This window comes from Asticcacaulis sp. SL142, assembly GCF_026625745.1.
GTDB lineage: Bacteria > Pseudomonadota > Alphaproteobacteria > Caulobacterales > Caulobacteraceae > Asticcacaulis.
On record NZ_CP113061.1, the window covers coordinates 897,492 to 912,839 of the forward strand.

General features: G+C 56.9%; 13 protein-coding genes and 1 tRNA gene. 5 read left to right on the top strand and 9 right to left on the bottom strand.

The features are described from left to right. Window positions 1-939, bottom strand: a complete 939-nt coding sequence (locus tag OVA03_RS04180; RefSeq protein WP_267526920.1) for a Gfo/Idh/MocA family protein — start codon at window positions 937-939, stop codon at window positions 1-3. Window positions 940-1,135: 196 nt separating this feature from the next. Here OVA03_RS04180 and OVA03_RS04185 point away from each other — a divergent pair, with 196 nt between their 5' ends. Further along, window positions 1,136-2,053, top strand: a complete 918-nt coding sequence (locus tag OVA03_RS04185) for a cobalamin biosynthesis protein CbiG (protein WP_267526921.1) — start codon at window positions 1,136-1,138, stop codon at window positions 2,051-2,053. Between the two features lie 7 nt (window positions 2,054-2,060). On the opposite strand, the gene OVA03_RS04190 is transcribed toward OVA03_RS04185, so the two are convergent. The 7 genes from OVA03_RS04190 to glmU all read right to left on the bottom strand — a co-directional run bounded on the left by OVA03_RS04190 (window position 2,061) and on the right by glmU (window position 10,252). Further along, a complete protein-coding gene (locus OVA03_RS04190; RefSeq protein ID WP_267526922.1) occupies window positions 2,061-3,437 on the bottom strand; it encodes an MATE family efflux transporter in 1,377 nt (458 codons plus the stop codon). 127 nt (window positions 3,438-3,564) lie between these two features. After that, complete coding sequence (locus OVA03_RS04195) at window positions 3,565-4,938, bottom strand: class II 3-deoxy-7-phosphoheptulonate synthase (RefSeq protein ID WP_267527674.1); 1,374 nt, start codon at window positions 4,936-4,938, stop codon at window positions 3,565-3,567. A gap of 170 nt (window positions 4,939-5,108) precedes the next feature. Then, window positions 5,109-6,437, bottom strand: coding sequence for an O-antigen ligase family protein (locus tag OVA03_RS04200; RefSeq protein ID WP_267526923.1), 1,329 nt, complete (start codon window positions 6,435-6,437; stop codon window positions 5,109-5,111). 4 nt (window positions 6,438-6,441) lie between these two features. Next, window positions 6,442-7,815 (bottom strand): glutathione-disulfide reductase, encoded by a 1,374-nt coding sequence (gor, locus tag OVA03_RS04205; RefSeq protein ID WP_267526924.1) that lies wholly within the window; start codon window positions 7,813-7,815, stop codon window positions 6,442-6,444. Next, a complete protein-coding gene (locus tag OVA03_RS04210) occupies window positions 7,812-8,174 on the bottom strand; it encodes a hypothetical protein (protein ID WP_267526925.1) in 363 nt (120 codons plus the stop codon). The genes gor and OVA03_RS04210 overlap by 4 nt, the downstream gene beginning before the upstream one ends. 13 nt (window positions 8,175-8,187) lie before the next feature. Next, entirely contained in the window at window positions 8,188-8,880 is a 693-nt protein-coding gene (gene rpiA / locus OVA03_RS04215) for a ribose-5-phosphate isomerase RpiA (protein WP_267526926.1), read from the bottom strand. A 7-nt stretch (window positions 8,881-8,887) separates the two neighbouring features. Next, entirely contained in the window at window positions 8,888-10,252 is a 1,365-nt protein-coding gene (glmU, locus tag OVA03_RS04220) for a bifunctional UDP-N-acetylglucosamine diphosphorylase/glucosamine-1-phosphate N-acetyltransferase GlmU (RefSeq protein ID WP_267526927.1), read from the bottom strand. Between the two features lie 77 nt (window positions 10,253-10,329). Here glmU and gph point away from each other — a divergent pair, with 77 nt between their 5' ends. From gph to OVA03_RS04240, 4 genes are all read left to right on the top strand, one after another. Next, the gene (gene gph, locus OVA03_RS04225; RefSeq protein WP_267526928.1) at window positions 10,330-11,016 is read left to right on the top strand and encodes a phosphoglycolate phosphatase; all 687 of its coding nucleotides are present in this window, start codon (window positions 10,330-10,332) and stop codon (window positions 11,014-11,016) included. 55 nt (window positions 11,017-11,071) lie between these two features. Next, window positions 11,072-11,146: transfer RNA gene (locus OVA03_RS04230), tRNA-Val, on the top strand. Between the two features lie 233 nt (window positions 11,147-11,379). Continuing rightward, window positions 11,380-11,637 (top strand): GNAT family N-acetyltransferase, encoded by a 258-nt coding sequence (locus tag OVA03_RS04235; protein ID WP_267526929.1) that lies wholly within the window; start codon window positions 11,380-11,382, stop codon window positions 11,635-11,637. 142 nt (window positions 11,638-11,779) lie between these two features. Then, the gene (locus OVA03_RS04240; protein ID WP_267526930.1) at window positions 11,780-13,489 is read left to right on the top strand and encodes a methyl-accepting chemotaxis protein; all 1,710 of its coding nucleotides are present in this window, start codon (window positions 11,780-11,782) and stop codon (window positions 13,487-13,489) included. On the opposite strand, the gene OVA03_RS04245 is transcribed toward OVA03_RS04240, so the two are convergent. Next, window positions 13,486-15,327, bottom strand: coding sequence for a monovalent cation:proton antiporter-2 (CPA2) family protein (locus tag OVA03_RS04245; protein ID WP_267526931.1), 1,842 nt, complete (start codon window positions 15,325-15,327; stop codon window positions 13,486-13,488). The two genes, OVA03_RS04240 and OVA03_RS04245, sit on opposite strands and share 4 nt — an antisense overlap. Window positions 15,328-15,348: the final 21 nt, after the last annotated feature.

Sequence of the window (15,348 nt, forward strand, 5' to 3'; positions counted from 1 at the left end):
TTAAGGCTCAACCGCCTCATCGATCGCCAACGCCACCTGCAGCGCCTTAAGGGCTTCTTCGCCAGTCGCCAGAGGTTTGGCCCGCTCCCCGCGCACCGTATCCAGAAACCGGAACACGCTGGTGCCGAGCGGATCTTTGGCAATTTCAGCTTCGGCAAAATCAGCATTCAGGGCAAATGGCGTAGTGTTCTCGAACTTACGGGTCAGAAAATCAATATTGACCTCCCCGCTGGGGTAGACCAGCCGCATGGTACGTTCGCGGGCCTCGGCCATGCGCGAAGCTTTGAATATCGCCACAAACCCATCGTCAAATTTAACCTCAGCCGTCATCTCATCAGCACCGGTCGCTTTATAACCTTCCGCCTTACGATAGCGGGCGGCGGCTTCAACACCACCGGCCTCCCCGTGCGCTAAACTCAAACCCAGATCTAGGTCGTGGATCATCAGATCCAGCACCACCGACACATCCAGATTACGGGTGCTGACCGTGCCATTGCGAACCGCCTCAAGGCTTAACGGGGCTTCGGGCACATCATAAAGGCCCATAGCCTCAAATACCGCCCGTTCCTGATGGCCGCAGGCCAGCACAAGGTTTTTGGAGGCGGCCAGCGACACCATCGCTTCACCATCATCAACATTGATAGCCAGTGGCTTTTCGACATAGACATGCACCCCGGCCTCAAGCGCCTTAAGCGCCACCTGCGCATGGGCAAAGGCGGGCGTGGCAATGGTGATCACATCAAGCTGCGCCAGAAACGCGTCCAGTTCATCACCGCCAAAAGCCTCACATCCCTGCACCTCCGCCAAAGCCTGCGCGCGCGACTTATCGAGGTCATATATGCCCACAAATTCAATATGGCCAGCTTGCTTATACTTACCGCTGTGATAACCGCCGAAAACACCGGCACCGGCCACACCGGCCTTTAAAATTCTGGACATAAATTACCTCGCAGGCCTTAACCGTTCGGTTTTTTACACAGGTTCATCCACGGATTGGAAACACATTTTGCGTGAGGGCGGCACAAATTCACAATTATGGGCTTTTTCCCCCTCCTTCATCAGGCTACAAGCGTCGCCTTGAATTCAAGGCGCAGATCAAATGCGCCATTCCCAAGACTTCCGCAGGAGTAAACGCGTGTCCCGACTGTTTGGCGCCTATGTGATTTTGAGCTGGAGCGCAGCCGAAGGTAAAAAGACCGGCGAATCCTCGGTATGGATCGGCGTCATGAAACGCGACGTGCGCTTTCGTCTGTCCTATGAGGCCCACAATCCAGCCACGCGTCAGGCTGCCATTGAACTGCTCAAAACTATTCTGGTCGACCTGCATAAGCGCGGCGACCGTATTTTCTTAGGGGTTGATTTTGGTCTGGGCCTGCCGCGCGGCACGTCTGAGCGCCTGAAACTGGAGGGCACGCCCTGGCAGGCCATCTGGAAGTTTCTGGCGCAAAATATTGTCGATAAGGCCGACAACACCAATAACCGCTTTGCCGTCGCGGCCAAGATCAACCGCCTGATGACGGATGAAGCTTACCCGTTCTGGGGCGCGCCGAAATCAGCCGCGCAACGGTGGCTGTCGACGCTTAAACCCGACTCGTTTGGTGATTTCCCGGAATATCGACTGACCGAAGCGGCAACCCACGCACTGAAACCCAAAACCCTGCACGCCAAGAGCCAGTGGCAGATGCACGGCGCAGGCACCGGCGGAGGTCAGACCTTCTTAGGGGTTCCAGCGCTTAAAGCGCTGGTCGAGTCTCTGGGTGACAGTGCGAAATTATGGCCGGTTGAGACCGGCTTTGGCAAGCTGAGCGAGAGCGATCTGGAAGGCGTGTCTACCGTCATCGCCGAAGTCTATCCGCCCCTGTTTAAGGGCGAGGCGGAACCGGCTGAGGTCAAGGACGCCACCGCCACCCGCCTGACCGCGCAGGCTATTGCTGAGGTTGATGACAAGAGCGAACTGGGCGCGTGGTTTGCCGCACCTGCGGGCTTAAGCGAAGCCGAGCAGGCCATCGCCGCCACCGAAGAAGGCTGGATGTTCGGGCTGACCAAAGCCTAGTTCAGGTTCAGACCGCTGGCAGGGCGACCTGCCGGTGATCCAGCCAGATAAACCGCCCGACCAGAAAACTACCGGACATCAGGCTGGCGATAATGACGGCGTAGATCAGACCCGGCACACCTAAGCCCATTATTTGGGTGAACAAAAACCCAAGTGGTAACATGACCGCACCGTAGGATATGTAGTGCAACACGGTTGGCGTAACCACGTCACGCCGCGCCCGCAGGGCCTGAGCCGCCACGACCTGCACCCCATCAGGTATAAAGAACCCGCACGCCAGCAGAAGGCACGCCTGAACGCCCGCAATCAGGGCCGGATCAGACGTATACCCCGGCGCCATAGCCCCAGAGAACAGCAACACGCCGACGACGACCAGCACCATAAATGCGCCCGCCGCCGTGAAGCTGACGCGGCCCATGCGTCGGATAGCATCGCGGTCGCGCGCGCCGAAAGCTCTGCCCACCAGCACCGAGCAACCGACCGCCAGCCCCATTGGGACCATGAACACCAGTGAGGCAAAATTGAGCACTATGGCCCATTGGGCGACCGCGACTTCGGATATGCGTCCGGCGAAAAAGGTCATGCCCGCAAAGGCAGTGACTTCGATAAAATAGGATGCGCCCGCGGCGTAGCCGACATGGCGCTGCTCTCTGGCCGCCGCCGGATCAGGGGCGTGTTTGCGCAATATGCCGTAGTCACGCGCCTGCGGCAGGCGCAAGACATAGATCAGCATCAGAACCATGATGAATATGCGCGCAATAAAGGTTGAGACCGCCGCCCCCATCGCGCCGTCAAAGGCCTCAAGACCCTCAACCTGCCCCGGCACCAGCAGGATCAGAAGCGCCACATTGAGCACGTTGCCTGCCATGTTCATGTACATGGTCTGGCGTGTCTTGCCCAAGGCCTCTAAGAACTCAGAACAACCGATGGACACCATATAAAAGGGCATCGAAATGGCAAACAAAATCAGCGGATTGCGCGCCCCTTCTGCCAGAGATTGCGTCACCGTATGATCGAGCAGATACGGCCCCGCCAGCAGTAGCAAGAACATAGACCCCAGCCCTAAAGCCAGTGCATAGCTCATCCCACGCTGAAAGACCGCACCAATCCGGCCCGTTTCGCCTGCGCCCAGATAGTGGGAGGTTTTGACCTGTAAACCGACCAAAAGCCCGATAGACGTCACCAGAAATATGCTGGTCGGCGCCCAGGCCATCGAATGGTAACCCAGCTCCTTAGAGGAATAATGGCCAACAATCACCGTATCGGCCAGCCCCATCAGCATGATCGACAGGCGCGAAATCACCACCGGCCACGCCAGAGTGTAAAGCTCAGTGAAGGCCGCTTTATAGGAATGGAAGGTTGGTGTCGGCAGAAACGGTTTCATGCCGCGCTCATAGCCGAGTTTGCCACCCGCATCAATTGACGGCGAGACGGTTACTGTCAGGAACTGTCATCAGGCATGAAAAAAAGGACGGCGTGAGCCGTCCTTTTCACATTAATCACCAAGGCTATCAGGCGGCCTTAGCGGCCTTTTGCTTGAGGCTGTGCATCCGCTCGGCCACCAGGAACGACAACTCCAACGCCTGATCGGCATTGAGACGCGGGTCGCAGTGCGTGTGGTAGCGGTCGCCCAGATCTTCTTCCGACAGGGCAAAAGCACCACCGGTACATTCGGTGACGTTCTGACCGGTCATTTCAAGATGCAGACCGCCGGGGTGAACGCCCTCAGCCGCCGCCACATCGATGAAGGAGCGGACTTCCGACAGAATGCGATCAAATGGACGGGTCTTATAGCCATTATTGGCCTTCACGACATTGCCGTGCATCGGGTCAATCGACCAGACCACCGGCACGCCGTGGGCCTTGGTGGCCGCCATCAGGCGCGGCAGACGATCACCGACCTTATCCGAACCAAAGCGGCCAATAAGCGTCAGACGGCCCGGAATGGCTTCGGGGTTGAGGGTATCGATCAACCGCTTAAGGTCATCAGGCTCTAAGGTCGGGCCACATTTGACGCCGATCGGGTTCTTGATGCCCTTCATGTAGTGCACATGGGCGCCGTCCAGTTGACGGGTGCGCTCACCAATCCACAGCATATGGGCCGAGGTGTCGTACCAGTCACCGGAGGTCGAATCCACCCGCGTCATCGCCTGCTCATAGTTGAGCAGCAAGGCTTCGTGCGAGGTGAAGAAATCGACCTGACGGATTTCCTGCGCCTTTTCAGACGTAATGCCGATGGCCGACATGAACGACAGGGTTTCACTGATTTTATCGGCCAGTTCGCGGTAACGCTCGCCCTGCGGAGACCCCGAAACAAAGCCCAATGTCCACTTATGGATATTATAGAGATCGGCATAGCCGCCCGTTGCAAAGGCGCGCAGCAGGTTAAGGGTCGCCGACGACTGATGGTACGCCTTTAACAATCTTTGTGGATCAGGCAGACGCGCTTCTGGGGTGAACTCCATGCCATTGATGTTGTCACCACGGTAAGACTGCAAGGTCACATCGCCAATGGTTTCCACCGATGATGAGCGCGGCTTACCAAACTGACCGGCAATACGCCCGAGTTTAACCACCGGCTTACCACCGGCAAAGGTCAGCACGACCGCCATTTGCAGGATAAGCCGGAAGGTATCGCGGATATTATCGGCGGAAAACTCCTTAAAGCTTTCGGCGCAATCGCCGCCTTGCAGCAGGAAGGCTTCACCGGCGGCGACCTTACCCAGATGCGAGGTCAGACGACGAGCCTCACCGGCAAACACCAGCGGCGGCAGGGTGCTGAGTTCGGCCTCAACAGCCGAAAGTGCGGCCTGATCCGGGTAGTCGTCCGGAATGTGAAGGGCGGGATGCGACCGCCAGCTTTGGGGAGACCAGTTCTTTACCATATCCAACACTTTCATGAAAATGCGCCCCTCGCGGCGAACCTTTTCATTTGTATTACGCTTAAAGAAAAAATATCCGGCGTCATGCCGGATGTTGTGTGAGAATTGCCGTATCCGTCTTTATGTATAACATCCGAACTTTAGCGAAGCAAATGTTCAGTAAAGTCAAATGTTTATAGTTTATTTTGATACATTATCACCTGTAACGACGCTTTTTGCGCCATCAGGGCAATAAATACCGACATAGCTGCCAGTGCCAGAAACCACTCCTGCCACAAGCCAAAGCTTAGAAAAGCAAAGACAAAAAACGCCGTCATCGTGGCCAGCATATAGGGTTTAGGGTCGGTCCATAACAGGTGATCCGGGCTGATTATTTGCGCATCAGGCGCCTTACCCACACGGCGGATGCTGACCAGCCACAGAACCGCGACCAGTACCAGCCCGACATAGCCCAGTTCAAGGGCCGCCTGAACCGGCATATTATGGGGATGAAGCGGAATGTGCGGGCTAAACATCCGGCTGGTATCAAAGCCCCAGCCCATCAGCGGCTTTTCAAACAGACGGTTGGCGGCATATTCCCAGATTTCAACTCGCGCCAGCCACGACGGCGGCAAATTACCTTTCAAGGCGATGAGCCAGCCCTGCTCATGGGCAAACTTGATCAACAGTGGGAAGCCTAAAATCACGCCATAGACCATAATGGCAATGTATTTTTCGATGCCAACACCGCGCAGGGTTGACCACCGGCGGGCGACAAAAAAGATAATAACAGACGCCACCAGCGCCAGGGTCGGCGCATTAGCTCCGGTAAAAAACGGGGCAATGGCGACCGAAGCCGTCAGTAAAACGCGCGGCAGATTGGCACCCGTCTGGTTGAAATAGAGCATCATTGGCCAGTAGATCATCATCAGGCCATAGCTCATCAACGATATTTTGACGACCGCCAGATCAGGCCGGATCGGCATACCCAAGGCTTCGGCCAGCGCCATATAAACCCGCGCCTGCGTTAAGGCTTCAAATAGCGCCAGTCCCGCCAGAAACAAGGCCCCCCATGTGAACCCCTTCATCAGATTTTGAGCATCGGGAAGGGACAGCCTAAACCCGGCAATCACCACCGGCACATAACAGACGGCCTGCAAACACGCCTTAAGCCAGACCAGCTTTTCATAGGTTTCATAGTCCGAAAAGTCTGCCCCTTCGGGCACCGACGCGCGATATAATATCCACATCAGAGCCAGCCCAAGGGCGATCACAGGCCCAAGGATCACCCCGGCATGTCGCCACATCCCGATGCATAGCAAACCCGCAAAGGTCGCCGGCAGGATATAACCCAAAGGCGACGCAAAGGTGCATAACAGAAATAGAAGCAGCATCCCTGTGAACACGATACGCATATAAAGGCTGGCTTTCAGGCCCGTTACAGCCCCTGATACAGACGCCGACTCAGCCGGAGCCATGCTGCGCAACTCCATATCAATGGGGGTCAGGGCCTGTAACTTCATCCGGTCAGACCCGTTTATCCTTTAAGGTCACAAATTCCTCCGCGGCCGTGGGATGGACCGCGCACGTCGCATCCCACTGCGACTTGGTCAGGCGCGCCTTGACGGCAATACCGGCCATCTGAATGATTTCGGCAGAATCGACGCCGACCATGTGGCATCCTAACACCACATCCGAGCCTTGCTCAACGATCAGTTTCATCAGGACGCGGGTTTCACCGCCGATGAAGGTCGTTTTCATAGCCCTGAAACGGGTGGTGTAGACATCGAACTTTATGCCCGCTTCGATCGCCTGCTGTTCGCTTAGGCCAACTGTGCCGATCTGCGGCTGAGAAAAGACCGCGGTCGGGATATTTTCGTAATCATAGGTCGTTGGGTTGTTCTTGAACGCGGTTTCAACAAAGGCCACGGCTTCGCGGATCGCCACCGGCGTCAAATTCATGCGGTTGGTAACGTCGCCTACCGCCCAGATATGATCGACGCAGGTGCGCGAATAGTTATCGACCTTAATGGCCCCATGCACTTCGATCTCACAGCCCGCAGCCTCAAGATTAAGCCCCTCGGTCTTGGGCTTGCGACCGGAGGCATAGAGCACCTGATCGGCCATCAGCTCTATGTCCGTATTCAGATGCACGCGGATACCATCTGGCGTTTTCTCAAGCTTTACCGGATCGGCGCGGGTCAGGATTTTGATGCCGCGCGCCTGCATTTCCATCGCCAGATGGTCGCGCACCTCATCATCAAAGCCGCGCAGGATCTGCTCGCCGCGATAGACCAGGGTGACATCGACCCCAAGACCGTTCAGCACGCCCGCAAATTCGACCGAAATATAGCCGCCGCCGACAATGATCACCGATTTGAGCATTTCAGGCAAATTGAAGACTTCGTTGGAGGAAATCGCATACTCCTGAACGCCCTCAATATGGCGCGGCAGGAACGGCCAGCCACCGACGGCGATCAGGATGGTTTTCGCCGTCACCTCATAGGGGGCCGAGCCGTCGCTGGGGGTCAGGGTCAGGGTATGCGGGTCTTTGAAGGCGGCGTGGGCAGCGATGATTTCGACACCATTGCGGGTCAGGTTACCGGTATAGGCTTGCGACAGGCGGGTCAGTTCTTTTTCGTTTGAGGCTTTGAAGGCATCCCAATCAAAGGCCGCCTCACCAATGTCCCACCCAAAGCCACGGGCATATTTGAGTTGTTCCGGCACTTCTGAGGCGTAGACCATGAATTTCTTGGGCACACAGCCGCGCAGGACGCAGGTGCCGCCGGGCCGGTCTTCTTCGGCAATCGCGACCTTAAGGCCCAGATTGGCCGACAGGCGGGCCGCGCGCACCCCACCGGAGCCTGCGCCGATCACAAACAAATCATAGTCGTAAGTCATTTTTTTCTCACAAAAGTGCGTACGCCCGGCGAACCTACCGACTGAGCCAGCGCCTCATCAATTTGCCAGCCATTGGCCCGCAGCCATTCGATCGCGTCACCAAAACCCCGCTCGGCGGCACTGAGGGCAATCTCGCCGTCGCCTGAAAACAGCATGATGCTGCGCAAATGCACCGCGTCTTTGGCGGTGAAAAATGTTTTCAGAAACGTCTTTTCAAGAATCTTCGGGGCCTTGGCGGTGTCGTGCATCAGCACGCATTTCTCCAGCCCGCCTTTCGAGACACGAAAGCGCGCCTGTTTGCCCTCAAACACCGTCAGATCGCCGTCACAGACGATTTTATATTTGGAGAACAATGACAAACACTTAGCTCCTTTAAGGTTCCAAAACCTTCACGCCATCATCCGTCCCCAGCAACGCAAATTCGGCCAGATCAAGGAAAAGGCCGTGATCGACTACGCCGGTCGTGGCTTTCAGGGCGGCGGCCAGTCCCGTAGGGTCATAAATCTGCCCACACGGTACGTCAAAAATAAGGTTCGCGCCGTCCGTTATAAAGGGCTGGCCGTTTTTTTTACGTAATGTCGGCACTTTCTGGATCTCAAACTCAGCCAGCACATCACAAATCCGGTTGACCGTGCCCTTATAGGCAAAGGGTTCAACCTCAATAGGCAGGGCAAATGCCCCCAGGGTTTTCACATGCTTGGCAGCATCGGCGATAACGATGCAGGTTTTGGCCTGCTCCCAGATCAGCTTTTCACGCAGCAATGCCCCGCCGCCGCCCTTGATCAGCGCCAGCCCCGGCCCGATTTCATCGGCCCCGTCGACACATAGATCGAGCGTGCCGACATCATTGATATCAAGGATAGCCAGGCCCAGAGACTGCGCCAGATTGGTCGTCTGCACTGACGTCGAAACTAAGGTCAGCTTCATGCCTGCCTTGACCTTATCGGCAAGGGCCTTGACGAAATGGGCGGCGGTAGACCCCGTCCCCAGCCCTACTTTCATGCCATCCTTGACGTATTCTATGGCGGCGAGACCCGATTGTTCTTTTTGCGTTTCGGCTGACATGAAATTCCTACTTTTTGCTGGCTTTTTCAGCGGATTTGACGGCTCGGAAATTAGCGGCCCAGCCCGGTTTTTCAGACTGACGCGAGCGGGCGAAGGCTAAAGCATCGGCGCTGACGTCTTCGGTAATCACCGACCCCGACCCGACCAAGGCACCCGCGCCGATGGTCACGGGGGCGACCAGCGACGAATTGGAACCAATAAACGCACCGTCACCAATGATAGTCTTATGCTTGAAGTAGCCATCATAGTTACAGAAAATCGTGCCTGCGCCGATATTGACCTTGGCCCCGACCTCGCCGTCGCCCAGATAGGCCAGATGGTTGGCCTTGGCACCCTCGCCAATGGTGACGTTTTTCACTTCGACAAAGTTGCCGATATGGACTTGCCTGCCCAGCACGGCCCCCGGCCGCAAACGCGCATAGGGCCCGACCAGAGCCCCCTCACCCACGACAGCGCCTTCAAGGTGGCTAAACGCGTGGATCACCGCACCGCTCTCGACCGTAACGCCCTCACCAAAGACAACATTGGGTTCAATCACCACACCGGGCGCAATCTTGGTATCCCAAGAGAACCAAACCGTATCGGGTGCCGTCATGGTCACGCCATCGCGCAGAAACGCCTGCCTAGTGCGGCCTTGCCAGACGGCCTCCATCATCGCCAGTTCGCCTTGAGCATTGACGCCGCCGACATCCTGTTCGGACGCAAACGTCACCTGCGGCATCAGATCACGCTTGCGCGCCAGAGCCACCACATCAGTCAGGTAATACTCGCCCTTGGCGTTGTCATTGGTGACCTCAGCCAACAGCGAAAACAGCACCGCGCAGTCACAGGCCAGCACGCCCGAATTACAGGCGGTAATGGCCAACTGCTCCTTATTGGCCTCCTTGGCTTCGACGATGGCATAAAGATTATGGTTCTGAGAGATCACCAACCGCCCATAGGCACCGGGATCAGCCGCTTCAAAGCCCAGCACAACCATTTCCGTGGTTTGGGCCATCTCAAACACCGGCAGCAGCACCTCAGCCGACATTAACGGGCAGTCAGCATAGGTGACAATCACCTGACCATCGAAATCAGCCAACGCATCCCGCGCCGCCAACACCGCATGACCGGTGCCGAGCGGCGGATCCTGAACGACCACATTCTGATCACCCACCCGCGCGCGGGCAGCAATACCCACCGACGGGCTGTGGTTACCGACCACCACAACCACGCGGTCACAGCCCAGATCGAAGGCCGCATCAATGGCGCGGTCGAGCATGGTACGCCCGCCAACCTTATGCAAAACCTTGGGCAGAGGCGACTTCATGCGCGTCCCCTGACCCGCCGCTAAAATCACCGCAGCCCGTTTGATGGTGGAATCTAAGCTCATATCGCGACTCATCTGTTGCAGCCTTACCGGATTTAGCCCAAAGCAGGGTCAAACACCATTACCTCACGAGTCATTATATGCCTGCCCTGCCCGATTTGCGCGATTATTGTCTGGCCTTCGATCTGGACGGAACTCTGGTCGATACGGCCCCGGATATCATCGGGACCTTGAACGACATTCTGAAAGAACATGGCGCAGAGCCCTTCCCGCACAGTGCCGCCCGCGCACTGGTCGGTAAGGGCGCGCGCTCATTGATACAGCGGGGTTTTGCCGCGGCCGGACTGTCGCTGACGCCAGAACAGGAAGACGCGATGGTGCCGCACTTTCTGGCGCTGTACCGGGAGCGTATCGACCATGAAAGCCAGCCGTTTGAGGGCGTTTTTGAGGCACTGGACATGCTTCGCACGGCGGGCGCGCATCTGGCGGTCTGCACCAACAAGCCCTATGATTTGTCCGTTTTGCTGCTCACGCGTATGGGCATGATCGAGCATTTCAAAACGGTGGTCGGTGCCGACAGCGTAACCCATAAAAAACCCGATCCGGAACACCTTAAGGCCTGCACCGATTTTATGGGCTTAACCCTCAATCAGTCCATACTGATCGGGGATTCAGAGACCGACTTTCTAACCGCCCGCAATGCCGGTGTGCCGTCGATACTGGTCAGCTTTGGCTATAACGACACGCCGGTGGCTGAACTTAAGCCCGACCGGCTTATCCACCATTTCCGCGAACTGCCCGATGCGGTCGCCGCCTGCCTCAAATAAAGGACTTGTCACCGGCGTTTTGAGCGGTTAAAGCACCGCTCCTCGCAATTGGTTCGGACTCGTAGCTCAGCGGGAGAGCATTCGCTTCACACGCGAAGGGTCACAGGTTCAATCCCTGTCGGGTCCACCATTTCCTCATTTTCTCCGAAAATTCAGAAATGCTTTTTTTCTGGCGCTCAGGGCCATAGGCCCTTGGCGGCGCGCAGCCTGCGCTCCCGCTTGGTCGCTAGTCGCTTCGCTTCGGCCATCTCACTTCAAAGTCCTTCGCTGCGCTCAGTGTACTTTGTCGTGTAATTATAAGCTCTATTGAAAGTTTACACGGACGGCCTCATCTTCGGAGTCGATCTTCAAGGAGCGACACCCATGGCCACTGCCGTTACCGACAATACCGCCGAAAGCCGCTTTGAACTGTCGGTTGAGGGCGAAACCGCCTATGCCGATTACCACGTCACCGGCGACACCCTCTATATCGATTACGTTTTTGCACCCGATGCCTTGCGCGGCACAGGCGCGGCGGGAAAGCTGATGCAAGGGCTGGTCGATATCGTCAGCACCCGCCCCCAGAAAATCGTACCCATCTGCGGTTATGCCGCCGCGTGGCTGAAGCGACATCGTCTTTGATTTTAGCGCATATTGCTTTTACGGCAAACACTTACCGCGCAAGGCTTTGAGCCCCTTTTAAGTCCTTTTGGTTAACCCTATAGTTACCACTGCGACCGATAGTCGCAGCATAGGTGAATCGTTTGATTATAAGGGACTCCGCGTGGCCAAAATTCTGTCGTCGCTCAAAGGTCGCATCCTGAGCGCAGTATTTGTCTGTATCGCCGCCGCCGTTGTGGTCACAGCCCTGCTCGATTTCGTGGCCATGAAAGGCCGGCTTGATGATCAGGTTCGCCAGCAACTGGAGTGGTCTTTAAGGGTCGCGGCCGATAAATATGCCGCCGTAGCGCCTGGAACACAAGTTGACACAAATGACGCCGGGATTGTTCAGGCGGTTCGCGCCGACAGCGTTCCTGACTTCGCCGACAACAGTCTGGTCGATGACATTGGCCAGATCAACAAAGGCTATGTAACGGTTTTCAAGGCCGATGACGCCGCTGCCGATTTCGTGCGCCTGACCACCAATGTCATCAAACCTGATGGGGCCCGCGCGGTCGGCACCCCCTTGGGCAAGGACAGCGCTGCCTTCCCCGCCATATCCTCCGGTAAGCCGTTTTTCGGCGTCGCCGCCATTGTCGGTGAAAAATACCAGACCGCCTACACACCGGTCATCAATACTGACGGCAAGGTCATCGGCATCATTTTTGTCGGGGCGGCCAAGGTTGCCGATCTCAATGCCGCTCTGATCGGGCAAGCCCTGAAACTCGCGGGCACGGCGGTGTTTATGTTGCTTGTGACCGCCGTCGTGGTCTACAGCCTGCTGTCGAAAGAGCTGAAAAAGATCGATAAAATATCAAACGCCGCCCGCGATATCGCTCAGGGTCAACTGGATCGCGATATCCCGCATCAAAATGATAGCGATGAAATCGGCCTGATCGGGCGCGCGATTGCTAATCTTCGCGATGCGGCCCGTGAGCGCGAAACCCTGCGTGAGCAACAGGCCATTGAGGCGGCTCAGGCGCTCGCTCGTCGTGACAGTACCCAAACCGGCGTGGCCACATTTCTGCAAACCACACGCAGTCTGTTTGATACCCTTAGCGAAGATGTCCGCGCCCTCACCCAACTGTCCGGCGATATGCAGTCGAGCGCCTCAGCCACGGCCCAGTCTACCGGAGCGGCCGCTCAGACCAGCGACGAAGCGTCCCGCACGGTCGCACATGTCGCCGAAGCGGCCCATTCTTTGGCCAGTGCGGTAAGCGAGGTATCAGCCTCGGTCCAAAGCACGTCTCAGGCCCTGCACAAGGCCACCGTCGAAGGCGATGCGGCTACGGTGAAAGTGGCGCAACTGGCCAATGCCGCTGAGAAAATTGATGATGTGGTGCGCCTGATCCGCCAGATTGCCGCCCAGACAAACCTGCTGGCCCTCAATGCTACGATCGAAGCCGCCCGCGCCGGTGAAGCTGGCAAAGGCTTTGCGGTTGTGGCCACCGAGGTCAAATCCCTCGCCAACCAGACCGCCAAGGCGACTGAGGACATCGTGGCCCAGATTAGCGAAATCCAGACCGCCACCCGCGACACGGTGGATGCCATTACGACGATCACCTCCGTGTTGGGTGAAGTTCAAAATCTGGCCTCGGCTATGTCGGGCGCCGTAGCCGACCAGAGCCAGTCATCGGCTGCTATTTCAGACGGCGCGTCTTCCGCGGCCCGCAGCGCCGACGATACCCGTCAGGCTGTGGTCAGCGCCTCCGAAAAAGTGGCCGCATCACGCCAGACGGCTCAGGATCTGGCCACTGCCGCCGATCGGGTCACTGATGCCCTGTCACGCCTGTCGGACGCGGTCGAAACCTTCGCGTCTGACCGGGCCGCTTAAGGGGTATTGACCTTTTCCGGGTCAGCGACATCTTCACGCAGGATGCGTTCCAGCTCTTCGGCGCTCAGCTTGGACATATTGACCAGTTCAGGCTCATTGTCGAAAAACTCAAACGATTTTTTGAGCGTCATGACATCATGGGCCATAAATTTCTTGGCTTTCCGCTCCATGTCGGCAGACTTGAAACCCAAAGCAATCATGACTTCGCGCGCCATATTCAGCGACGATTCAAACGTCTCCCGCCGGAAGTGGTCAGCGCCGGCCTTATCCAGTTCATAGGCATGGCGGCGGTTACGGGCGCGGGCGTAGATTTTCAGGTTTGGAAACGATTGTTTAGCCATGCGCACAATCGCCAGCGCATCATCCGGGCCATCAACCGCTACCACCAGAATTTTAGCGTCTGCGGCACCGGCACTGCGCAACAGGTCTAACCGTGTCGCGTCCCCGAAATAGGCATTATTGCCGAACTTTCGCACCAGCTCGATCTGATCCGGGTTGTTCTCCAAAACCGTGATCCCTATCCCCTGATGGCGCAGAAACCGGCCAATGACCTGACCGTAACGGCCAAATCCGGCAATGATGACGCGGTTGCGTTCATTGATCGCATCAAATTGCCGCTCCGGCAGCATGGTCACAAAGCGGGGCACGACATAGCGGGCATAAAGCTCCATAATCAGCGGTGTCAGCGCAATCGATATGGTCACAATCAACATCAGCGACCGATACATCTCACCGTCGATAACCCGCAAACCGTAGATCATCTGAAACAGCACAAAGGCAAATTCGCCGCCCTGAGCCAGCCCCAGCGCCAGTCCCAGATTCTCCTCGCCGCTAAAGCCAAAGATTTTTGCCAGCACAACTAGAATCAAAGCCTTGAGCACCATCAGCCCCAGTACGGCCCCCATCAATCCCAGTGGGTTTTCCAGCAGAACATCGAAATTCATCCCCATGCCGACGGTGATGAAAAACAGCCCCAGCAGCAGCCCTTTGAATGGCTCTATATCGGTCTCAATCGTGCGCTTATATTCTGAGTTGGCGAGGATCACCCCACCGATAAAGGCCCCCAAGGCGGGTGACACACCGACCATTTCCATCAGCACCGTCGTGCCCACCACCAGCGCCAGAGACGTCGCTGTAAATAACTCACGCAGGTTGGTCTTGGCGACCGCATGGAACAACTTTGGCAGAATAAAACGCGCCGCCAGAACCATTGTCCCCAGCACCAGCACAACCGCCCCGGCCTGCATCCATGCCGGAGCGTCCGCCAACAGTCCGTGGCCATGCCCCGACTCATTGGCAATCCGGCTTTCGGGTACGCCCAGAGATGCGGCCAGAAACGGCAACAAAATCAGAATGAAAATGACGGCTATGTCCTGAAACAACAGGACCGAAAATGACGATTGCCCGACATTGGTGTGCAGCAGCTTTTTCTCTTGCAACATCTGCATGACCAGAGCGGTCGATGACAATGACAAGGCCATACCGACCGCCAGCGTCGTTTGCCAGTCGTGGCCCATCGCCATCCCGACCAACATAATGGCCACGCTGGTCACCACCACTTGTAAGCCGCCTAAGCCGACGATCGAACGCCGCAACCGCCACAAGGTGTCAGGTTCAAGCTCAAGCCCAATCAGGAACAACATCATGATTACGCCAAATTCGGCGAAGCCCATGATCCGCTCCGGCTGGTCGATCAAGCCAAGAGCAAATGGCCCGATCAGAACGCCGACAATCAGGTAGCCCAGAACCGAGCCGAGCTTAAAACGCGACGCCAGCGGCACCACCACGCAGGCGGCCGCCAGAAAGATAAATATGTTGATCAGTAATTTCGATTCCATGACGGCCTTACTGATACCCCG